General features: G+C 69.5%; 10 protein-coding genes. 6 read left to right on the forward strand and 4 right to left on the reverse strand.

Going from position 1 to position 23,528, the window contains the following annotated elements; translation table 11 throughout:
- Nucleotides 1-34: 34 nt before the first annotated feature.
- The 3 genes from GO999_RS22860 to GO999_RS22870 are packed head-to-tail and all read right to left on the reverse strand — an operon-like array spanning nucleotide 35 to nucleotide 16,956.
- A complete protein-coding gene (locus GO999_RS22860) occupies nucleotides 35-15,382 on the reverse strand; it encodes a non-ribosomal peptide synthetase (RefSeq protein ID WP_211906921.1) in 15,348 nt (5,115 codons plus the stop codon).
- Nucleotides 15,369-15,986, reverse strand: a complete 618-nt coding sequence (gene cysC, locus GO999_RS22865) for an adenylyl-sulfate kinase (protein WP_071015295.1) — start codon at nucleotides 15,984-15,986, stop codon at nucleotides 15,369-15,371. Before cysC ends, GO999_RS22860 begins: the two co-directional genes overlap by 14 nt.
- Nucleotides 15,987-16,041: 55 nt before the next feature.
- Nucleotides 16,042-16,956: a sulfotransferase family protein gene (locus GO999_RS22870; RefSeq protein WP_058908607.1), complete on the reverse strand. Its 915-nt coding sequence runs from the start codon at nucleotides 16,954-16,956 to the stop codon at nucleotides 16,042-16,044.
- A 513-nt stretch (nucleotides 16,957-17,469) separates the two neighbouring features.
- Between GO999_RS22870 and GO999_RS22875 the strand changes: the two genes are divergently transcribed.
- Nucleotides 17,470-18,072, forward strand: coding sequence for a hypothetical protein (locus GO999_RS22875; protein WP_211906922.1), 603 nt, complete (start codon nucleotides 17,470-17,472; stop codon nucleotides 18,070-18,072).
- A gap of 243 nt (nucleotides 18,073-18,315) precedes the next feature.
- Nucleotides 18,316-18,651 (forward strand): hypothetical protein, encoded by a 336-nt coding sequence (locus tag GO999_RS22880; protein ID WP_020371979.1) that lies wholly within the window; start codon nucleotides 18,316-18,318, stop codon nucleotides 18,649-18,651.
- Nucleotides 18,652-18,832: 181 nt separating this feature from the next.
- Here GO999_RS22880 and GO999_RS22885 read toward each other — a convergent pair whose 3' ends face one another.
- The gene (locus tag GO999_RS22885) at nucleotides 18,833-19,216 is read right to left on the reverse strand and encodes a hypothetical protein (RefSeq protein WP_231105960.1); all 384 of its coding nucleotides are present in this window, start codon (nucleotides 19,214-19,216) and stop codon (nucleotides 18,833-18,835) included.
- A gap of 233 nt (nucleotides 19,217-19,449) precedes the next feature.
- On the opposite strand from GO999_RS22885, the gene GO999_RS22890 reads away from it, so the two are divergent.
- The 4 genes from GO999_RS22890 (at nucleotide 19,450) to GO999_RS22905 (ending at nucleotide 23,421) form a co-directional block, all read left to right on the forward strand.
- Nucleotides 19,450-19,740 carry a hypothetical protein gene (locus GO999_RS22890; RefSeq protein WP_011003486.1) on the forward strand — a complete coding sequence of 97 codons (291 nt, stop codon included), beginning with the start codon at nucleotides 19,450-19,452 and terminating at the stop codon, nucleotides 19,738-19,740.
- Between the two features lie 794 nt (nucleotides 19,741-20,534).
- Entirely contained in the window at nucleotides 20,535-21,419 is an 885-nt protein-coding gene (locus tag GO999_RS22895; RefSeq protein ID WP_011003487.1) for an LPD16 domain-containing protein, read from the forward strand.
- Between the two features lie 11 nt (nucleotides 21,420-21,430).
- On the forward strand, nucleotides 21,431-22,600 hold the full coding sequence (locus GO999_RS22900) for a cysteine desulfurase family protein (protein WP_071015288.1): 1,170 nt from the start codon (nucleotides 21,431-21,433) through the stop codon (nucleotides 22,598-22,600).
- Nucleotides 22,597-23,421 (forward strand): class I SAM-dependent methyltransferase, encoded by an 825-nt coding sequence (locus GO999_RS22905; RefSeq protein WP_016724810.1) that lies wholly within the window; start codon nucleotides 22,597-22,599, stop codon nucleotides 23,419-23,421. Before GO999_RS22900 ends, GO999_RS22905 begins: the two co-directional genes overlap by 4 nt.
- Nucleotides 23,422-23,528 lie beyond the last annotated feature (107 nt).

A 23,528-nucleotide genomic window follows, 5' to 3' on the forward strand; every position in this document is an offset into this window, starting at 1 on the left:
ATTGGAGTGGGTTGAGCGGCGCGGCTGCCGGCGCTCAGAGCGCGTCCTTCAGTTGCTGGCCGATGGCGGCCAGGCAGGCCGGGCGCGCCATGTCGTCGTGCGTGCAGGGGATGCCGTGCACGGCCATCGCGCGGGCGACGTGGGGCGTCCACAGCGTGTGCAGCGGCTCGGGCCGGGGCGCGGCGCGGGTGGCCTCGAACAGCACCGTTCTGCCGTGCACGCGGCCGAGGTCCGGCGCGCGCCACAGGCGCAGGTGGTGCTTGAAGACATCGAACAGCCGGTGGACCTGCGCCAGCGTCAGCACCGACAGGCGGTCGTGCTGCGCGTGCAGGCGCGCAAGCGTGTCGAGCGGCAGGTCGGCCGGCACCTCGTCTTCGCCAGCCGGCCAGCCGATGATGTCGAGGAACCGGCGCAGCAACTGCGCCTGCGTCGACGGCTGTGCCTGCGCGCGCTGCGCCGGATGGCTGTCGAGCAGCGCCAGCAGCTCGACCGCATGGCCGAGCTGTTCCAGCCGCGCGGCGATGCGGTGGGCGATCACGCCGCCGATCGACCAGCCCAGCAGGCGATACGGCCCCTGCGGCTGGACCGCCTGCAGCGCGGCGATGTAGCGGTCGACCACGGCGCCGATGTCGTCGTGCAGCGGGGCGTGCGCGTCGAGGAAGGGCGATTGCAGCGCGTAGACCGGCACCTCGCGGCCCACGTGCGCGACCAGCCCCGCGTAGGGCCAGCCGAGGCCGGTGGCCGTGTGGACGCAGAACAGCGGGCGCTTGTTGCCGGTGGCGCGCAGCGGCAGCACGAGGTCCAGATCGCCGTCGGCCCCGTCGGCATTCAGCCGCTGGGCGAGCAGCGCGACGGACGGAGCCTCGAACAGCGCCCGCACCGGCAGTGCCGCATCCAGTTCGGCGCGGATCCGGCTGACCAGGCGCGTGGCGAGCAGCGAATGGCCGCCGAGGTCAAAGAAGCTGTCGTCAATGCCGACCTTGTCCAGGCCCAGCGCCTCGGCGAACAGCGCGGCAAGCGCGTGCTCGTTGGGCGTGAGCGGCGCGCGGGCATTGGCGCCGGCGCCGAAATCGGGCGCGGGCAGCGCCCGGCGATCGATCTTGCCGTTGGCCGTGAGCGGCAGCGCGTCGAGCCTGACCATCGCGGCGGGCACCATGTAGTCGGGCAGGCGCTCAGCCAGGTAGCGCCGCAGGGCGGCGGGTTCGAGGCGCGCCGCACCGGCCGCGACGGCGTAGCCGACCAGCTGCTTGCCGCCGGCGGCGTCCTCATGGGCGACCACGGCGGCTTGCACCACGTCCGGATGCTGTTCCAGCACGGCCTGGATTTCGCCGGGCTCGATGCGGAAGCCGCGGATCTTGACCTGGTGGTCGTTGCGGCCGAGGTATTCGATGCGGCCGTCGGGCAGCCAGCGGCCGAGGTCGCCGGTGCGGTACATCCGCGCGCCGGCCTCGCCGCTGAACGGGTCGGGCAGGAAGCGTTCGGCGGTCAGCTCCGGCCGGTTCAGGTAGCCGCGCGCGACGCCCGCGCCGCCGATGTAGAGCTCGCCCGCGACGCCCACCGGCACCGGCTGCTGCCGCGCGTCGAGGAGATAGGCGCGCGTGTTGGCCAGCGGGCGGCCGATGCTGGGGCGCCCGGCCTGCCCGTGCAGCGCGCAGAGCGTGGCATCGACCGTGCACTCGGTCGGGCCGTACACGTTGTAGACGCGCATCCGGTCTGTCCGGCAGAGCGTGTCCCACGTGCTGGCCGCCATGGCATCGCCGCCGACCAGGATGGCCTGGGGCAGGCCCGGCACGTCATCGAAGGCGCCGCCGGCCACGAGCAGGTCGAGCTGCGCCGGCGTGCAATCGAAGACGTCGATGCGCTGGTCTTTCAGGAACGCCGACAGCGCGGCCGCATCCAGCCGGACCGCCTGCGGCACGATCACCAGGCAGCGGCCGGACAGCAGCTGGACCAGCGCCTGCACCGAGGCATCGAACGAGAGCGCCGCGTTCAGCGCGACGCGCGCGCAGGGCCGGCCTTCGCCGTAGACCGTCTGCTCGAGCGCCTGCCACAGGTTCATCACCGACCGGTGCTCGACCATGACGCCCTTGGGCTGGCCGGTCGAGCCGGAGGTGTAGATCACGTAGGCCAGGTGGCGTGAGGTCAGGCCGAGGGTGTCGGCATCGGCGTTGCCGGCCGGCGAGTCCCGGGCCGTGTCCGCGTCGTCGAGGGAGACGACCGGCAGCCCTTGCGCCGGCAGTCCGCTCGGCAGTGCGTCCTTCACCACCACGGCGGCCGGCGCGCAGTCTTCCAGCATGGCGGCCAGCCGTGCCGGCGGGTGGTTCGGGTCCAGCGGCACGTAGGCGCCGCCGGCCTTGAGGATGCCGAGCAGGCCGACCACCATCTCCACGCCGCGCGTCATGCACAGGGCGACCCGCGCATCGGGCCGCACGCCGAGCGCGATCAGGCGATGGGCCAAGCGGTTGGCCTGTGCATTCAGCTGAGCGTAGGTGAGCTGCCGCGTTTCGTGGACGACGGCGACGGCATCGGGCGTCCGCCCGGCCTGCGCCTCGAAGCCCTGATGCAGGCAGGCGTGGCGTGGATACGGTGCCTGTGTCGCGTTCCACTGCGCCAGCACCTGTTGCCGCTGCGCGGGCGTCAGCAGCGGCAGGTCCGCCAGCGGCCGGCTGTCGTCGTCGGCCATGGCTTCGAGCAGCGTGCGCCAGTGGTCGATGTAGCGTTCGACCGTCGCCCCGTCATAGAGCGCGGTGGCGTATTCCAGCGTGCCCACGATCCGCCCGTCGGCTTCCTGCAGGGTCAGCGTGAGGTCGAACTTGGCGGAGACGCTGCCGGGGCCCCTGAGCGGCGACGCGGTCAGCGCCGGCAGCGCGAGCCGGCCCGGCGGCACGTTCTGCCAGGCGAACAGCACCTGGAAGATCGGCGCATGCGCCAGGCTGCGCGGCGGCTGCACCAGGTCGACGATCTGCTCGAACGGCAAGTCGGCGTGCTGCTGGGCGGCCAGCACCTGCTGCCGGCTGTGGGCGAGCAGTCCGGCAACGGTCTGCCCGGGCGCCAGCTGGTAGCGCATCGCGAGCGTGTTGACGAAGAAGCCGATCAGGTGCTCGGTTTCGCTGCGGGTGCGGCCGGCGGTCGGGCTGCCGATGACGATGTCGTGCTGCCCGGACAGGCGCGACAGCAGTGTCGCCCAGGCGGCCATCAGGGTCATGTAGAGCGTCACGCCGTGGCGCTGGCTCAAGGCACCGAGCCGGCGGCTGAGCGCGGCATCGAGCACCACCGGGCAATGGGCGCCGGCGTAGTCCTGCCGTGGCGGGCGCGGCCGGTCGGTCGGCAGGGCGATCACCGAAGGGACGCCGGCCAGGGCCTGCCGCCAGTAGTCGGCCTGGTGTCGCTGGCGTTCGCCGCCGATCCAGCGGCGCTGCCACTGGGCGTAGTCGGGGTACTGGATGGGCAGCGGCGGCAGCGGGTCGTGTGCGTCGGCGCCGGTCTCGCGCAAGGCGGCGTACAGCGCGCTCAGCTCGTGCAGCAGAACGCCCATCGACCAGCCGTCGAAGACGATGTGATGCAGGCAGAGGAACAGGACGTGCTCCTGCGGCGCCAGCCGGAACAGGCCCGCGCGCATCAGCGGGCCGCGCGCCAGGTCGAACGGCGCGCGCGCTTGCTGCGCCAGGCGCTGGCGCAGCCGCGCTTCGCGTGCCTGCGGGTCGTCGATCCCGCTCAGATCGTGCGTCTGCAAGGCCAGGCCGATGTCCGGCGGCGCGATGACCTGGACCGCGACGCCATCGTGCTCGCCGAACGTGGTGCGCAGCGCCTCGTGCCGCGCGACGATGCGGTCGAGGGCCGCGGCCAGGGCCGCCGGGTCGAGCGTGCCTTCGAGCCGGAAGGCGCCCGGGATGTGATACGCCTCGCTGACCCGCGTGCCTTCCATCTGCGCCAGGAACCACAGCCGCTGCTGGGCGAACGACAGTGCCAGCGGTGCGCCGCGGTCGGCCGGCGGGATGGCCGTCACGGTGGTCCGGCCGGTCTGCTCCGCCGCCGCGGCAAAGCCGGCCAGGCTGGGATGGCTGAACAGGGCGCTCAGCGGCATCTCGAGCTGCAGCGCATCGCGAATCTGCGAAAGCAGCCGCACCGCCAGCAGCGAATGCCCGCCGAGCTCGAAGAAGTTGTCGTGGCGGCCGATCGACTCGCGCTGCAGCACCGCCGACCAGATCGCCGCCAGCGCGGTCTCCATCGCGCCCTGCGGCGCCGCGTCGCCACGGCGGACATAGGCATCGCCCTGCGGTGCCGGCAGCGCCTTGCGGTCGAGCTTGCCGTTGACCGTCAGCGGCAGCGTATCGAGCATCACGTAGGCGCTCGGCAGCATGTAGTCGGCCAGTTCCCTGGCCAGGCTGTCGCGCAGCGTCGCGGCATGCAGCGCGCCGCCGGCCTCGGGCACGAGATAGGCGACCAGCTGCTTGTCGCCGGCCCGGTCCTCGCGCGCCAGCACCACGGCATCGCGCACGCCCGGCTGCGCGGCCAGCTTGGCTTCGATCTCGCCCAGCTCGATGCGAAAGCCCCGGATCTTGACCTGGTCGTCGTTGCGCCCGAGGAATTCGAAGGTGCCGTCGGGCAGCCGCCTGCCGACGTCCCCGCTCTTGTAGAGGCGCGCGCCGGGCGGGCCGAACGGACTGGCGATGAAGCGCTCGGCCGTCAGCGCGGGCCGGTTCAGGTAGCCGCGCGCAAGGCCCGGCCCGCCGATGTACAGCTCGCCCAGCACGCCCACCGGCACCGGCTCCAGCGCCTCGTCCAGCAGATGGAGCCGCAGGTCCGCAAGCGGCGTGCCGATGCGGCTGCCCGCGCCGGCTTCGATGTCGGCGCGCCCGATCGGGCAGAAGGTGGCGTGCACGGTGATCTCGGTGATTCCGTACATGTTGATCAGGCGCGTGCGCTCGGGGTCGTTGCGCCGGATCCACGGCAGCAGCGTGTGCAGCTCCAGCGCCTCGCCGCCGAACACGATGCAGCGCAGCCGGTGCGCGGCGTCGCTGCGCGCCTGTGCCGCGATCAGCTGCTGGAAGGCACTGGGCGTCTGGTTGAGCACCGTCACGCCCTCGCGGCACAGCAGCGCGTAGAACGCGTCGGGCGCGCGCGCGCACAGCGCGGGCACCACCACCAGCCGGCCGCCGTAGGCCAGCGCGCCCCAGATCTCCCAGACCGAGAAGTCGAACGCGAACGAGTGGAAGAGCGTCCACACGTCGGTGTGGTCGAAGCGGAACGGGGGCTCGGTGACGCGCAGCAGGCGCGCGACATTGCGGTGCTCGATCACCACGCCCTTGGGTTTGCCGGTCGAGCCGGAGGTGTAGATCACGTAGACCGGATGCGACGGCAGCAGCGGCCGCACGCGGTGCGCGTCGGTCGGATCGGCGGCCGGCATGCGGGACAGGCGCGCCTCGGTTTCCGGGGCATCCAGCGTCCATTGCGGCGCGCCGGCGGGCAGGCGGTCGGCGACGGCCGCGTGGGTGATCACCAGCGTGGGCTGCGCGTCTTCGATCATGAAGGCGAGCCGGTCCTGCGGGTAGTCGGGGTCGAGCGGCAGATAGGCCGCGCCGGCCTTGAGCACCGCGAGCAGCGCCACCAGCAGGTCGAGCCCGCGCGGCAGGGCGATGCCGACGAACTGCGCGGGCCCGATCCCTTGCGCGATGAGGCCGTGCGCCAATCGGTTCGCGCGGCGGTTGAGCTCGGCGTAGGTCAGCGACTGCGCCTCGAACACCACGGCGATGGCCTCCGGCGTCTGCGCGGCCTGCCGCTCGAACAGCTGCGGCAGCGTGGCCTCGGACACCGCGTGGGCGGCTGCATCGGCGCCGGCGAGCAGGTGTTGCCGCTCGGCGGCCGGCAGCATGGGCAGGCGGTCGACCGGGCGCGCGTCGTCGTCCACCATGGCTTGCAGTAGGGTGCGCAGGTAACCGGCGAAGCGCTCGATGGTGCCCGGCTCGAACAGGGCCGTGGCGTACTCGATGCCGCCGCTGATCCGGTCGCCGGTTTCCTGCAGGGCCAGCGTGAGGTCGAACTTGGCCGTGGTGCGCGTCTCCATGCGCAGCGGCGTCGCCGTCAGTCCGTTCAGCGCCAGCGCTTCCTCCGGCGTGTTCTGCCATACGAAGACGACCTGGAACAGCGGATTGCGCGCCAGGCTGCGCGTCGGGCGGGTCAGCTCGACCACGTGCTCGAACGGCAGGTCCTCATGCTGCTGCGCGGCGATGGCGCGTGCCTTCACCTGCCGGAGCAGCTGGCCGACGGTCGGCGCGTCGTCGAGATCGACACGCAGGGCCAGCATGTTGGCGAAGAAGCCGATCAGCGGCTCGACCTCCGCATGCCCGCGGTTGGCGACCGCGGTGCCGATCACCACATCCCTCTGACGGGACAGCCTGGACAGCAGGATGGCCCAGCCCGTCAGCAGCGTCATGAAGAGCGTGGTGCCGTGCCGGCGGCTCAAGGCTTTCAGGCCGGCCGTCAGGGTGGCATCCAGCGTCACGTCCAGCAGCGCGCCGGCGTAGGCCCGCCGCAGCGGGCGCGGGTGGTCGGTGGGCAGCTCCAGCTGCTCGGGCGCGTCCGCCAGCATCGTCTTCCAGTAGGCGGCCTGCCGCTGCGGCGCGTCGCTTGCCATCCAGCGCTGCTGCCAGAGGCTGTAGTCCGCGTACTGCAGCGCGAGGGCCGGCAGCGGGTCGTCCTGCGCCTGTGTGAAGGCGTTGTACAGCGCGCCGAGCTCGCGCAGGAACACCCCCACCGACCAGCCGTCCGTGGCGATATGGTGCAGGGTGACCAGCAGCGTGTACGCATCGTCGGCCTGCCGGATCAGCCGGCCGCGGATCGCCGGGTCGGTGCCCAGGTCGAACGGCGTCTCGCACTCCAGCGCGATCAGCCGTTGCAGTGCGTCGTGCGGATGGCCGTGCCCGCGCAGGTCCGTTTCGTCCAGGTGCAAGCGCGCCGCGTGCGCGGGCAAGATGCGCTGGACGGGCTGCCCGTCGGCCACGGCGAAGGTCGTGCGCAGGGCTTCGTGGCGGGCGACGATGCGGTCCAGCGCGCGGCGCAGTGCATCGCGGTCCAGGTGGCCGCGCAGCTGCACGCCGATCGGCACGAGGTGCACCTGGGTGATGCCGTCGATCTGCGCCAGGAACCACAGCGCCCGCTGGGCGAACGACATCGGCACCTGCGCGCCGCGCTCGGCTGCCGAGATGGCGGGCAGGTCAGCGCGGGCCGCTTGCCGCAGATGCTCGGCGAGGTCCTTGAGCACCGGCCAGGCGAACAGGTCGCGCACGGCGACGTCCACGCCGAACGCCTGCCGCATGGCGGTCACCGTCCGCACGGCGAGCAGGGAGTGGCCGCCGAGCTCGAAGAACTGATCGGTCCGGCCGACGCGGTCGCGCTTGAGGATCTCGCCCCAGATGCGGGCCAGTTCCGTTTCGGCCTCGCCCTGGGGCGCTTCGTAGGCCTGGCTGGCGTCAGCGCCGGCTTCGGGCGCGGGCAGCGCCTTGCGATCGATCTTGCCGTTGGGGGTGAGCGGCAGCGCATCGAGCATGACGACGGCGGCGGGCACCATGTAGTCGGGCAGGTGCTCGGCCAGATAACGGCGCAGTGCCGCCGGCTCCGGCTGCGTGTGCTCTGCGGCAACGACATAGCCGACCAGTTGCCGATTGCCCGGCTGATCCTCGCGTGCGATCACGGTGGCCTGGGCCACCTCGGGATGCTGCTCCAGCACGGCCTGCACCTCACCCGGCTCGATGCGGAAGCCGCGGATCTTGACCTGCTCGTCGATGCGGCCGAGGAACTCGAGGGTGCCGTCATGGCGCCAGCGGCCCAGGTCACCAGAGCGATAGAGCCGCGCGCCGGGCGCGCCGAACGGATCGGCGACAAAGCGCTCGGCGGTCAGGCCGGGGCGGTTGAGGTAGCCGCGCGCGACGCCGGGGCCACTGATGCAGAGCTCGCCCGCCGCGCCGATCGGCACGGGCCGCAGCATCGCATCGAGCAGGTGAATCTGCGTGTTGTCGATGGGCGTGCCGATGGACAGATCGTCGGCGCCGGCCATGGGTGCGCTCATCGAAGCGAGCACGGTGGCTTCGGTGGGGCCGTAGGCGTTGATCATGCGCCGGCCATGGTGCCAGCGCTCGACCAGCGCGGGCGAGACGGCCTCGCCGGCCACGATCAGATAGCGCACCGAGGCCAGGCTGTCCTCGGGCATGACGGCGAGCACGGCCGGCGGCAGGGTGACGTGGGTGACGCACTCGCGCAGCAGCAGGGCGGTCAGCGGCGCACCGGGCACGAGGTCGTCGGGCGGCGCCATCACAGAGGTGGCGCCGGAGAGCAGCGGCCGCAGCAGCTCGGAGAGCGCGGCATCGAAGCTGGGGGAAGCGAACTGCAGGACGCGACAGCCGGGTCCGAGTTCGCAGCGGCGCATGTGGGTGCTGACAAGGTGCGGCACGCCGCGATGGCTGACGAGCACACCCTTGGGCTTGCCGGTGGAGCCGGAAGTGTAGATGAGGTAGGCGGCGTGCTGGGGTGCGATGGGCAGGCCGGGGTTGTGAGCCGGTAGGCCATCCAGCGCAAGGTCATCCAGGCACAACTGCCGGAGGCCGGGGGTATGCATCCCCGCACCGGCAGTCGAGGTGGTCAGCAGCAGCGTCGGCCGCGCATCGTCGAGCATGAAGGCGATACGCTCGGCGGGGTAGTTGGGATCGACGGGCAGGTAGACGGCGCCTGCCTTGAAGATGGCCAGCATGGCGACGGGGAGGTCGATGCCGCGGTGCAGTGCGACGGCGACGCGGTCCTCGGGCTGCACGCCGAGGGCGAGGAGGTGATGCGCGAGCCGGTTGGCGCGCGCATTGAGTGCGGCATAGGACAACCGAGTCTCGCCGAAGGTGACGGCGATGGCCTCGGGATCGCGCGCGACCTGCTGTTCGAACAGCGCCGGGATCGACCGCTCCGGCACCGGCTGCGCGGTTGCATTCCAGCCTTGCAGCAGGCGCCGGTCGTCGTCGTCCAGCAGATCGATCGCGCTGATGCGGCACCCGGGCGCGGCGGCGATGGCTTCGAGCACTCGCTGCCATTGCCGCGCCAGGCGCTCGACGGTGGGCGCATCGAACAGGTCCACCGCGTATTCGATATGGCCTTGCAGGCCCTCGGGCGTGTCCTGCGTGTCGGCCCATTCCCGCATGTTGAAGACCAGGTCGAACTTGACGACCGGCACGTGCACCGGCTGGTGCGCGGTCCGCAGGTCGGCCAGGTCGAGCCGCGGTTGCTGGCTCGCGTTCTGCAGCCCCAGCATGACCTGGAACAGCGGATGCGCCGACAGCGTGCGGGCCGGGTTGAGCGCCTCGATCACGCGCTCGAACGGCAGGTCCTGGTGCGCATAGGCGGCCAGGCAGTGCTCGCGTACCTGGCCCAGCAGCGTGGCGATGTCGGGATCGCCCGACGTATTGGTCCGCAGCGCCAGCGTGTTGACGAAGAACCCGACCAGCGGATCAAGCGTGGCCTCGGTGCGCCCGGCGATGGGCGAGCCGACGACGACATCGGCGCCGGCGCCCAGGCGGCTGAGCAGGATGGCGAGCGCCGCGTGCAGCACCATGAAGAGGCTGGCGCCATGCCGCTGGCCGACCGCCACCAGATCGCGGTGCAGGGCCGGCGCGATGCGCAGCGGCACGGCCGCGCCCCGATGGCTGGGGGCGGCCGGGCGTGCCCGGTCGGGCGGGAAGGTGCACAGCTCGGGCGCGCCGGTGAGCGTCTCGCGCCAGTAGGCGAGCTGGCGTCCGGCGCGGCTTGCCGGATCGTCGGGCCGGGCCAGCAGCGCGTGCTGCCAGACGGTGTAGTCCACGTACTGGACCGCCAGCGGCGCCCAGGCGGGCGCGCGTCCGCTGCGCCGCGCGGCATAGGCGACGGCCAGATCGGCCATCAGCGGGCCGATCGATTCGCCGTCGGCGGCGATGTGGTGCAGCAGGAGCAGCAGCACGTGTTCGTCGGCGCCGAGCGTGAACAGCGTGGCGCGCAGCGGAAGCTGCGTGGCGAGATCGAAGCTGTACCGGACGGCCGCCTGCAGCGCATCGTGCAGCGCCGCCTCGGGCTCGGGCCGGTCGTCCAGGCGCACGCATTCCAGCGCGGGCCGGGCGTGCGCTGCGTCCAGTATCCGCTGGCACGGCGTCTCCCCTGTCTCCGGGAAGACCGTGCGCAGGCTCTCGTGGCGCGCGACCACATCGGCGAGCGCGGCTTCGAGCGCATCGGCATGCAGCGTGCCGCGCAAGCGCCAGCACGACGGCACGTTGTAGGTCGGGCTCGGCCCTTCGAGGCGATGCAGGAACCACAGGCGCTGCTGCGCAAACGACAGGGGAATGGCATCGGGGCGCGGCACCGGCGCCAGCACCGGGCCTTCGATGGCGCTCGCCTGGCCGGCCGTCACCCGCTGCGCGAGCAGGGCGACAGTGGGCGCCTCGAACAGCGTGCGCACCGGCAATTCGACGCTCAGCATCGAGCGGATGCGGCTGGCCAGCCGCGTGGCCAGCAGCGAATGCCCGCCGAGATCGAAGAAGCTGTCGTCGATCCCGACCTTCTCCAGCCCCAGCGTGTTGGCGAACAGGGTGGCCAGCGCATGCTCCACGGGCGTGCGTGGCGTGCGGGAGGCCGATTGCGCAGTGAAGTCCGGCGCGGGCAGCGCCTTGCGGTCGATCTTGCCGTTGGGGGTGAGCGGCAGCGCCTTGAGCATGACGACGGCGGCGGGCACCATGTAGTCGGGCAGGTGCTCGGCCAGATAACGGCGCAGTGCCGCCGGCTCCGGCTGCGTGTGCTCTGCGGCGACCACGTAGCCGACCAGTTGCCGATTGCCCGGCTGATCCTCGCGCGCGATCACGGTGGCCTGTGCCACCTCGGGATGCTGCTCTAGCACGGCCTGCACTTCACCCGGCTCGATGCGGAAGCCGCGGATCTTGACCTGCTCGTCGATGCGGCCGAGGAACTCGAGGGTGCCGTCATGGCGCCAGCGGCCGAGGTCGCCGGAGCGATAGAGCCGCGCGCCCGGAGGGCCGAACGGATCGGCGACGAAGCGTTCTGCGGTCAGGCCGGGGCGGTTGAGGTAGCCGCGCGCGACGCCGGGGCCACCGATGCAGAGTTCGCCCGCCGCGCCGATCGGCACGGGCCGCAGCATCGCATCGAGCAGGTGGATCTGCGTGTTGTCCAGCGGGCCGCCGAGCGGCACGTTTTCCGCCATGTCGCCCTGGGCCGGCACCGGATACGCGATGGCGTAGGTCGTGGTCTCCGTGGGGCCGTAGACGTGCACGACCGCCGTGTCCGGGCAGCCCGCGCGCATGCGCTCGAATGCCGCTGCCGAAGCGCGCTCGCCGCCGGTCCACAGCGTGCGCAGCCCGCGCAGGCAGGCGGGGTCGGTGTCCATCGCCAGCCGGAACATCGCGGTCGTCATGAAGACGGCGGTCACGCTCGCCGTGTCGATCAGCTGCCGCAGCGCGGCTGGCTCCAGGTTGCCCGGCGGCGCCGCGACGATCTGCCCGCCCGTCAGCAGCGGCACCCACAGTTCATAGGTCGACGCATCGAACGCATGCGGCGAATGCGCCAGCACGCGCGCGTGGTCGCCGTTGCGCCAGCGCCGGTCGGCGGCGAAGCTGGCAATGTTGGCGTGCGTGACGGCCACGCCCTTGGGGCGGCCGGTCGAGCCCGAGGTGTAGATCACGTAGGCCAACTGGTCCGGGGCGATCGCGCGGCCCGGGTTGGTGGCGGGTTGCCGCGCCAGCGCGGGATCGTCGAGGTCGATCACGCGGCCCGGCATGCCGCGCAGGCCCTCCGGTGTCTCGCCCTTGACCAGCAGCACGCCGGCGGCGGCATCGGCCATGATCCACTGCTTGCGCTCATCGGGGTAGCGGGACGACAGCGGCGTGTACACCGCGCCCGCCTTGAGCACGGCGGCGATGGCGACGACGAAATCGGTCGAATCGTCCAGCAGCACGGCGATGCGGTCTTCGGTCCGCACGCCGAGTCCGATGAGGTGATGCGCGAGCCGGTTGGCGCGGGCGTTCAGGTCGGCATAGGTGAAGCGGCGGTCGCCGCAGACGATGGCGATGGCCTCGGGATCGCGCGCGACCTGCTGCTCGAACAGCGCCGGGATCGACCGGTCCGGCACCGGCTGCGCGGTCGCATTCCAGCCTTGCAGCAGGCGCTGGTCCTCGTCGTCCAGCAAGTCGATCTCGCTGATGCGGCACCCGGGTACGGCGACGATGGCTTCGAGCACCCGCTGCCACTGCCGCACCAGGCGCGCGATGGTCGGTGCGTCGAACAGGTCGACGGCGTATTCGATGTGGCCGTGCAGGCCGGCCGGCGTGTTCCCCGCATCGGCCGCATCGGCCGATTCCCACATGTTGAAGACCAGGTCGCATTTCACGACCGGCACGTGCACCGGCAGGTGCGTGGCCCGCAGGCCGGCCAGGTCCAGCCGCGGCTGTTGCCCCGCGTTCTGCAAGCCGAGCATGACCTGGAACAGCGGATGCGCCGACAGCGTGCGGGTCGGGTTGAGCGCTTCGATCACGCGCTCGAACGGCAGGTCCTGGTGCGCGTAGGCGCTCAGGCAGCGCTCGCGCACCTGGCGCAGCAGCGTGGCGATGTCGGGATCGCCCGACGTATCGGTCCGCAGCGCCAGCGTGTTGACGAAGAACCCGACCAGCGGATCGAGCGCGGCCTCGGTGCGCCCGGCGATGGGCGAGCCGACGACGATGTCGGCGCCGGCGCCCAGGCGGCTGAGCAGGATGGCGAGCGCCGCGTGCAGCACCATGAAGAGGCTGGCGCCGTGCCGCTGGCCGGCCACCACCAGCGCGCGGTGCAGCGCGGGCGGCATGTCCAGCCGGAAGGCGGCGTTGCGATGGCTGGAGACGGCGGGCCGGGGGCGGTCCGGGAGCGGCGAGCACAGCTCGGGCGTGCCCGCCAGCGCCCCGTGCCAGTAGGCGAGCTGGCGCCCGGCATGGCTTGCCGGATCATCCGGCCGGGCCAGCAGCGCGTGCTGCCAGAGGGTGTAGTCCGCATACTGGAGCGGCAGCGGTGCCCAGCCGGGCGCCTGCCCGCCGCGCCGCGCGGCATAGGCGACGGCCAGGTCGGCCATCAGCGGAGTCACGGACTCGCCATCGGCGGCGATGTGGTGCAGCAGGAGCAGCAGCACGTGCGCATCGGGGCCGAGCGTGAACAGCGTGGCGCGCAGCGGAAGCTGCGTGGCGAGATCGAAGCCGTATCGGACGGCCTCCCGCAGCGCGTCCTGCAGCGCGGCCTCGGGCTCGGGCCGGTCGTCCAGGCGCACGCGCTCCAGCGCGGGCCGGGCGTCCACGCCGTCGAGAATCCGTTGGCACGGCCCGCTGGCCGTTTCGGGAAACACCGTGCGCAAGCTCTCGTGACGCTCGGCCAGGTCGGCCAGCGCCGCTTCGAGCGCCGCGCAGTCGATGGCGCCGTGCAGCCGCCAGCACGACGGAATGTTGTACGACGCGCTCGGGCCCTCGAACCGGTGCAGGAACCACAGCCGCTGCTGGGCGAAGGACAGGGGCAGCGTATCGGGGCGCGGCAGGGCGGTCAGCACCGGCTGCAGGGCGGCCGACGCATCGGCCCTCTCCAGGCGCGCGGCCAGCCGCGCCACGCTGGGCGCCTCGAACAGCGCGCGCACCGACAGCCCGATCTGCAGCGTCGTGCGGATCCGGCTGATCAGCCGCGTGGCCAGCAGCGAGTGCCCGCCCAGCGCGAAGAAATCGTCGTCGATGCCGACACGCGGCAGCCCGAGCACCTCCGCGAACAGGCCCGCCAGCGCGCGCTCGTTCGGCGTCTGCGCTTCGCGGGCGGAGGATTGCGCAGTGAAGTCCGGCGCGGGCAGCGCTTTGCGATCGATCTTGCCGTTGGGGGTGAGCGGCAGCGCCTCGAGCATCACCACGGCGGCGGGCACCATGTAGTCGGGCAGGTGCTCGGCCAGATGGCGGCGCAGCATCGCCGGCTCTGGCTGCGTATTCTCTGCGGCGACCACGTAGCCGACCAGCTGCCGATTGCCCGGCTGATCCTCGCGCGCGATCACGGTGGCCTGTGCCACCTCGGGATGCTGTTCCAGCACGGCCTGCACCTCACCCGGCTCGATGCGGAAGCCGCGGATCTTGACCTGCTCGTCGATGCGGCCGAGGAATTCGAGGGTGCCGTCATGGCGCCAGCGGCCGAGGTCGCCGGAGCGATAGAGCCGCGCGCCCGGAGGGCCGAACGGATCGGCGACAAAGCGCTCGGCGGTCAGGCCGGGGCGGTTGAGGTAGCCGCGCGCGACGCCGGGGCCACCGATGCAGAGTTCGCCCGCCGCGCCGATCGGCACGGGCCGCAGCATCGCATCGAGCAGGTGAATCTGCGTGTTGTCGATGGGCGTGCCGATGGACAGATCGTCGGCGCCGGCCATGGGCGCGCTCATCGAAGCGAGCACGGTGGCTTCGGTCGGCCCGTAGGCGTTGATCATGCGCCGGCCATGGTGCCAGCGCTCGACCAATGCCGGCGAGACGGCCTCGCCGGCCACGATCAGATAGCGCACCGAGGCCAGGCTGTCCTCGGGCATGACGGCGAGCACGGCCGGCGGCAGGGTGACGTGGGTGACGCGCTCGCGCAGCAGCAGGGCGGCCAGCGGCGCACCGGGCACGAGGTCGTCGGGCGGCGCCATCACGGAGGTGGCGCCGGAGAGCAGCGGCCGCAGCAGCTCGGAGAGCGCGGCATCGAAGCTGGGGGAAGCGAATTGCAGAACGCGACAGCCGGGGCCCAGCTCGCAGCGGCGCATGTGGGTGCTGACAAGGTGCGGCACGCCGCGATGGCTGACGAGCACGCCCTTGGGCTTGCCGGTGGAGCCGGAAGTGTAGATGAGGTAGGCGGCGTGCTGGGGTGCGATGGGCAGGCCGGGGTTGTGAGCCGGTAGGCCATCCAGCGCAAGGTCATCCAGGCACAACTGCCGGAGGCCGGGGGTATGCATCCCCGCACCGGCAGTCGAGGTGGTCAGCAGCAGCGCCGGCCGCGCATCGTCGAGCATGAAGGCGATACGCTCGGCGGGGTAGTTGGGATCGACGGGCAGGTAGACGGCGCCGGCCTTGAAGATGGCCAGCATGGCGACGGGGAGGTCGACGCAGCGATGCAGTGCGACGGCGACGCGGTCCTCGGGCTGCACGCCGAGGGCGAGGAGGTGATGCGCGAGCCGGTTGGCGCGCGCATTGAGTGCGGCATAGGACAACCGAGTCTCGCCGAAGGTGACGGCGATGGCCTCGGGATCGCGCGCGACCTGCTGTTCGAACAGCGCCGGGATCGACAGTTCGCTCATCGGCTGCCGCGCGGCTTCGTCGGCGCTGTGCTGCAGCGGTGCATTATCAGCGACGAACATCGTGCTGGCTCCCGTTCATGCATGGATAGATGCCGACCGCATCGAGAATGCGGCTCGCGCAGGTGGAGACGTCGTGGCGGCTGGTGTCGATCCGCAGCGTGCTCTCCGGCGGTGGCTCGTATGGGGCGGCCAGGCCGGTCATGGCCGGCAGCAGCCCCGCGCTCGCCCGCTGGTACAAGCCCTTGGGATCGCGCGCCTGGCAGACCTGCAGCGGCGTGCAGACCCAGACTTCATGCATGGCGCCCGCGCCGATGATCTCGCGCGCGAGCTGCCGATCCGCGCGATACGGCGACACCAGCGCGACGATCGCGACCACGCCGGCTTCGTTCAGGATCCGCGCCACGTGCGCCACGCGGCGCACCTGTTCGCAGCGGTCTTCGCGGCTGAAGCCGAGATCGCTGCTCAGCCCGTCGCGCAGCACATCGCCGTCCAGCACATAGCAGGCGCGCCCGTGCTGCCGCAGGCGGGATCGCATCTCCTGGGCCAGGGTGGACTTGCCGGCGCCGGACAGGCCCGTCATCCAGATCGTGAAGGCTTCGGACGGCGCGAGCGCAAACCGCTGCGTGTCCGGCAGGGACGGAGAGACCGGTATCGATGCGTGCATGATGGGCGGGCGGAAGGCGGGTTGGTGGGGCGTTCGCTGCGGGCCGCGGAGCGCGTCAAGGCAGGCTGGGCAGCGCGGGAAGCGGATCGGGTTCGCTCATGTCATCGGCGGTCACGATGGCCAGCCTTGCCGCGCCGTCGTCCGCGCCGGCATCGACCTGACGCACGAGATGGGCCTGGCTATAGCCGGGCTGACGCCAGAAGCTCAACTGCGACAGCCGCTCGTGCAGGTCCGGCGGCAGTACGGTCCGGCGGGTAACGGTCTGGACCGATGGCCTGACCAGATGCAGGCCCGGTGTCGAGATGCCGTTGTCGAAGCCGGGCTCGTCGTACTGCAGGGTGTCGAGGCTGTGCTCGAACAGCGGCTCCCCCAGGAACCGATAGATCAGCGCCAGCGTCTGCGTGGGGAACTGGACGAGGTGGTCGTATTCGACCACCAGCAGCGAGCGCGCGTGCTCACCGTAGAACGCCTCCTTGAACGAGGCCAGCGCGTAGCCGATCGTGCGGTCCGGCAGCAGCAGCGCATCGGTGCGCGAATAGAGGGTGGCGCGCTCGCGCTCGTCCAGGAACAGGCCGGAGCGCTCGAAGACGTTCTTGCGCACCAGCACCTCGAAGCTGTCCATGACTCTGGCCACGTCGCGCACCATGCAGATCATCTTCACGTCGCCGAACAGCTCGACCAGCAGCGGCAGGCGCGTGCCCCAGCCCCGGTTGGTATCGAAGATGACTTCCCGTGCCGCGCGCTCTTGCGCGTAGTAGGCATCGAACAGCCCGTGCACCACGCGGCGCCGCTTGTCCTGCGGCACCAGCGGCCCATCCTCGCCCGTCATCTCGACGAGCAGCGCAGATGTCATGCGTGCAAGCGGGCTGCTCATGCTGGCATGGAATCGCGGATTCTGTCGCAGCAGCGCGGCGAGCAGCGTCGAGCCGGACCGGGGCAGGCCGGCAATGAAGTGGAATGTCGCGGTCATGTCGAGTGGGGCACCGGGTGTGGAGTGGTGGGAGGGGACACTGCGCAGTGTTTTATGAAATAAATTGCAATGCCGAGGCGAGGTGGATTCTATGTCGGCCAAAACACCCGATTTCGTGTGCTTCTTTCAAAAATCCTCACAGATGCAGGCATCGCGTCGCCTGAATGGGGCATGGCCGTCGGGATGTGAACATCTCGTAAAAAATCGGCGGTGCGGTGGGCGCAATTGCGTAGCAATGTGCGGAGGCGCGGCGAGCCTCATCGTCGAATGCAGCGCATGGCAGCGCGTGTCGGAAAGGCGGCGCCGGCCTTGGCGCGCCGCGCGCGGATCAGTGCTTCCCGGGCGGCGGAAAGCGGTGCGGCGGCGTCCGCTTGTCGCACCGGTGGCGCATTGGCGTCCATTGCACCGCAAGTCCACGTAATATGCGCGTCGCCAGGATCGCCATGCCGCGGTATTTTTTACACGCGTCACGCGCTTCGGATGACCACTTTCCGCGGATACCGATCAAAGAACATGAAACGACTGACTGCGCTTGTCCTGATTCCCGTCCTTGCCGGCTGCGTGTCGGCCGTCAGTGAGCGCGTCTCCGCCAACTACACGCGGCTGGGCGCCGCGGCCCAGGAGCAGGGGGACTGGGCCGCCGCCCGGCGCGCCTACGCGAGGGCGACGCTCAACGCCGACGAGGCCGGGCTGCCCGCCGACCGCCGCGCCATCGTGCATTACGAATACGGCCGGTCATTGGGCGCTACCTGTTTCTTCGAGCAGTCCGAGCGCGAACTGCACACCGCCTACGAGCTGGACCAGCGGGCGGGCCACCCCGTCTACCTGTCGCTGATCGAGCTGGCGCGGCTGATGCTCGATCAGCAGAAGTTCGTGCAGTCCACCACGTATTTCGAGCGCGCGCTGCCGGCCCTGGATGCGGCGGGCGCCGCCGCCAAGGCGCCCGCGGCCTATGCCGATATCCTCGACGAATATGCGCAGGCACTGACCGGCGCGGAGCGCTCCACCGAGGCGAGCACCGTGCTCGAGCGGGCCGATGCGCTGCGGGGCGACCATCCGGGCAAGCGGTCGATCACGGATCGGACGCCCTACGGAAAATTCTGCCGCCTGATCTAGCACGCGGTCTTGCGCCGCCGCCGAAGCCCATGTGAACCGCCTGCGGTGCGAGCGGCCATGCCCCTTCCCGCATGAACGCCGTTGCATGCGGCGACACAAAACCACGCAGATCAGAGTTCGAGAGACTTCAGGAGAAATCGCGTTCGCCCTCCACTAGCCTGCTTTGAGTCGCCCTGTAGATGGGACGACCAAGACGCTTTTCGATCAATGCATTGCTATGGGAGATCATGCATGAAGCATGAAATGAAGACGCTGCTCGCGCTGCTGGCCGCCACGGGTTTCTTTGCCGCTACCGGCGCACAGGCCGACACTGTGGCCGTGACGTCCGTGACCAATCTGAGCGATCCGTCGACGCAGTCGGTTGTGTCGAAGGGGGTGGCCTCTTTCGTTGGCACCAAGCAAATCGTTCTGGCGCTCGCCGGTAAGACCTGCACCTGGGTCGGCTCGGCCAGCGCGATCGGGCCGGTGGGCTGCAACTACGGCATCACGGTGAACGGCGCCAACCAGCTGTCCAATCCGGAGAGCAACAGCAACCCCAACTGCACGCCGGCTTCACAGATGATCGCGATGTGCAAGTGAGGCGCGTGCGCGGGTAACCGCCACTCGCGACACTTTCCGGTTTCCTGGGGAACGCCGCCCGAAGCGCGCTGGAACGCCGTGCTTCGGGCGGTTGACGTTTTGCGCTGCCGTGCGCATGCAGGCGCTTGACCGCCTTGGCCGGATCACGGATGGCCGCGGAAGATGAATGCGCGGGGCCGCCTCATGGTTGAGGCGGCGCAACGTATTCCACCCACACGAGTTCGCCAGGATGGTGTTCCTGGATCGTTTGAAGGGCGTCCTGTAGAACATCGGGTGACGCGCCGCCCAATGCCTGAGTGAATCGCGAAACTTGCCGGCCGGCCAGTTCGCGGTAGCCGTTGTCGCTGATGGCATCCGCGCCGCACCAGATTGGTATGTCCTGTTTGCAGTGCAGTGCGTCTTGCAAGCCCTGCGGCGTGATGGCGAGAAAAACCATGTGATATGGATCGGGTGAATGATGTGCTTTGCGGCGCCGCGCAATGTTCCCGTTCGCGCATCCATGGCGGCGTGCCGTCTGCCGAATTTGCCTTGCGCGGTACGGCCGAAAGCGGTTGGATTGTTGCATAGTCGTTCGCTTCGTCGGCCCCGGCTTCGCGGACGGACGGCAAGGGGAGGCCAAGGCTTGTATTGCCTGGGCGCTCGTCGTTAGGTGCTTCGGATCGATGCTGCCCAGGCAGATGTCTGCTCGGAAGCGCTCGGAGATCCGGCAAGCCATCCCGCCGTCCCGGCGCACCCTCAAGCTATTCCGCTCCACTGTCGTTAGCCCCAATAACAATTCCAAACCAGCCGGGGGGCACCATGACGCACAACTATCTGGAACCGTGTGAAGTCATCGAGGAGGTGTTTGCGTCCACCCACGCCAGCGTGGCCGACCTGGGCGGCCGGGTGGTGGCGCTGAGCGGCTTCGCGTCCTGCGCGCTGTCGTTCATTCCGGCCGGGCAGCGGGCCGATCTCGAAGGTGCCTTCCGGCGCCTGATCGCAGCGCAGCTGGAGTCGGCGGTGGAGTCGTCGATGCCGGAGGCGTTCAGCGATGCGCTCATGCTGCAGTTCAGCACCTTGATGCGCGCCCTGCGGAGCGTTGCGGGATAGCGCCAACGTCACACGGCACGGACAAGCGTTCGAGCCGGCGATCTGGCATTCCGTGGTCGATGCCTTGCGCGGGCGGGGCATCCGAGGCATCTAATTGCCTGGGCATGCATGTGCGGCGGGTGAAATTGAAATTTCAAAATGTGAACCTCTCTACGCAAGGCCGGGACCCGCTACTCTAGCTGTGCTGGTCGAGTTTCCCTGCTCGCATCAGCCTATGCATTCAGACGCCCGCCGCAATGGCGGGCGCTTTTTTTGGGGCGTCGATTTTGCTTCGGTATCCGTCCGGAGCGATCAGGGTTGTTTCGGCGCGCTCGCATGCCGCCACGCTCGCATGACGCGATCGGCTAGCCAGGTTTTCATTCCCGAATACGCAACGGGGTGTTGCGGCATCGGGCCGGTTGGTCCCTCAGGGCAGCAATATCCGGCAATCGGGCCTTTGCGGACACGCTGATGGGAATCGGGCCGCTTCCAGTGCGTATTTAATCCGGATACCGGATGAGCGCCATTGTTTTTCGCAGTTCTATATTCGTTTTTCAAATATCAGCAGTTAATAACATTCAGTAACCGGCTTTTCCAATCGTTCCTAGGCTGACACTTCGCTGCAGGTAACGCCGATGGGACCGATTTCCAGCCGCATGGTCGATACGCATGCGCGGTGGCTTTCGCCCCGATCGGGCCAATTCGGCACGCTGAAATCCCGGCTGGCCGTCTTGCCACGATCGCCCCACGAGCTTCCTGGCGAGACCGCCGCAGCACGCCCTCCCATCGATTTCCCGTGACACCGATAGCGCGCCATGCGACAAGCCAATACCTCCCACAGCCACAAATTCGTCCAATCCGAGGGCGAGCTGATCGACCTTCTTCTCAAGGAAGTCACCAACGCATCGCAACCGGACCTCGTCATCATGGCGGGGCATTTCATGCTGTTCCTGGATGAAGCGCAGGGGCGTCTCACACCGGGGATCATCGAAGAGCAAACGTCGCCGATGCGGGAAAGGATTGCGCGGCGCGTGGGGATCTTCCCCGGCTACACGTGGGAACTGGGCGTGCGCATCGCAGAGAAAGTCGCACACCGGTTCGAGGCGATCAAGTTCCTGCTGCTCATCAACGACTGGCAGTATGTGTCGGTCGACAGCGGTCCCGCGTCTGAGCTCAGGCGCGCTTTCTACGATCGGTTCACCGAGCTTCCGGCCTCGTACCTCCCCGTCCTGAAGCGCAGCGGGCAGTTTTCAGAGCGGAACATGCTCGCCAGTCGCAAGCATCCGATCGCCTATCCGGAGACCTGGCTGAAGTACCGTTTCCAGAAGAGCGCCGACAAGCTGGTCAAGGCCGGGCGGCTGGAGCGCCGCGTGCTCGACAACGGCCCGAATGCCGGCACCGAGGTGTCGCTCGTGGATGAGAACGGCGACTACAAGCCGCTCATCACCTGCGGCGTGACCGGATGCGCGGGCGAGGTCACCGAGATGATCTCGGAGGTCTACAAGGCCAATCACCGGCTGCTGCTGATCTTCGCGCCGGGCGAATGCTTCCAGCCGGTCAAGACGGGGGTGGACATCGCGCTCTCGCTGTATGGGCTCTCGGGCATGAAGGTCATCATCGCGGACCCGGGCGGCAGCGGAGAGATGGAGCCGCAGGAGATCTTCTCGAAGCTCGTCAACCTTGCCGTGTTCAGCTCCTGAAGGGGACCATCATGAATGCCGACGCAAGACCGACCGGTGTCATCTATCTCGATCATTGCGCCACGACACCATGCCTGCCGGAAGTCGTGGACGCCATGCGGCCGTACATGGACCGCGAATTCGGCAACCCCGCCTCGGCTCACGTGATGGGCCGCCGCGCCCGGCATGCCATTGAGAACGCGACCCAGCAGGTCGCGTCGCTGATCGGCGCCCGGCCGGAAGAGATCGTCTTCACCTCGGGCGCCACGGAAGCCAACAACATCGCGCTCTTCTGCGGTTTCGCGCACGACGAGCGTGCGCCCGCGGGCGTGCTGCTTTGCCCGATCGACCACAAGTCCACCCTGGACGTGGGCAAGGAACTGAAGCGCCGCGGGCTGGCCGTTGATTACCTGCCGGTGGCCGCGAACGGCCGGGTGCGCCCGGCAGACGTGATGGCCAGGCTGACGGCCGCCACCCGCATCGTCAGCATTGCGCACGTGAATTCCGAGCTCGGCACGATCCAGCCGGTGGACGAGATCGCCAGGGTGACGCGGCAGTCGGGCGTCTGGCTGCACGTGGATGCCGTCCAGTCGGTCGGCAAGCTGCCGGTGGATGCCAGGGCCTGCGGCATCGACATGCTGTCGCTGTCCGCCCACAAGCTGCGCGGGCCGAAAGGCGTCGGGGCACTCTTTGTCGATGCGCGCGTCGCACCGCGCCTGCGGCCCTTCATCTTTGGCGGCGGCCAGAATCGCCTGCGCAGCGGCACCCTGCCGACGCCCCTCATCGTGGGGTTCGGCCTCGCGTGCGAGATCGCCCAGTCCGCCCTGGCACAGCGTCACCGGAAGGCCATGGCACTGCGCAGCCATTTCATCGCCCGCCTGTGCCAAAGCGTGCCGGACACCGTGCTGAACACCGACGTTGCGTGCAGCTCTCCGTATGTCGTGAACGTCCGGTTTGGCGATATCGCTTCAGAGGCGCTCGTCTCGGGGCTGCACCAGGTGGCCATTTCCACGGGCTCGGCCTGCAATTCGGCGGAACTGCAGCCCTCGCATGCTCTGATCGGCGTGGGCCTGAGCGCCGACCAGGCGCGCGCGTCGGTCCGGTTCTGCCTGGACCCGGACCTCGACACCGAGACGCTCGATACAGCGATCGGGCATTTCGTTTTCCGATTGAACTCTCTTCGTCAGGAGCACTACGCATGACCACGCAAATGCCCATCGCGAGTCCGCGCACGGAATTCTACGAGCGCGCCTTCGGCGGTTTCCATGACCAGGCCGTGGCCGAGGTACGCAAAGAGACCTACGGCGAAGATCTGGGACAGAACGACTGGTCCACCGTGGATGAGATGCGGCAGTTCTCGCAGTGGCTGGAGTTGTCCCCGCAGTCGCATCTGCTCGACGTGTGCAGCGGCTCCGGCGGGCCGGCCCTGTTTCTCGCGCGAAACAGCGGTTGCCGTGTGACCGGCGTCGATCTCCACCCCGACGCCCTGCAGACCGGGCGGCAGCTCGCACAGGCGCTGGAGTTGCACGACCGGAGCCAGTTCGTCGAATGCGATGTCCGCCAGCGCATGCCCTTTCCCGACGGCACGTTCGATGCGCTGTGGTGCATCGATTCCGTCATCCATATCCCGGATCGCCTGGCGCTGCTGCGCGAATGGTGCCGCCTGCTGAAGCCCGGTGGGCGGTTCCTGTACACCGATCCCACCCTCGTCACGGGCATGGTCAGCAAGGAGGAGATCCTGTTGCGCGGCACGCCGGGCTATTTCCTGTACACGCCGATCGGGCTCAATGAACGGCTGATCGAGCAAGCGGGTCTGCGCCTGGATATGCAGGCCGACCTCACGCACAGCATCACGGAACTCAGCGAACGCTGGCACGCCGCCCGGGAGAAGCGCAGTGCGGTGCTGACGGCCACGGAGGGGGCGGAAGCCTTCGCGCGCATGCAGAGCTTCCTGACCGCGACCCACCGGGTTTCCGTCGAGGGCAGGTTGTCGCGCTGGGTTTTTGTCGGCGTGCGTCCCTGATCGCTGCCGGATGGCAATGAGGGATTGAGCCGGCAACCCTGTCGTCCAGTCATTTGGAATGATTGAATTCCCAACCGAAGGCGCGTTGATATCGCTATTTGTTAATA

Origin of the sequence: Ralstonia nicotianae, assembly GCF_018243235.1 — a bacterium.
GTDB lineage: Bacteria > Pseudomonadota > Gammaproteobacteria > Burkholderiales > Burkholderiaceae > Ralstonia > Ralstonia nicotianae.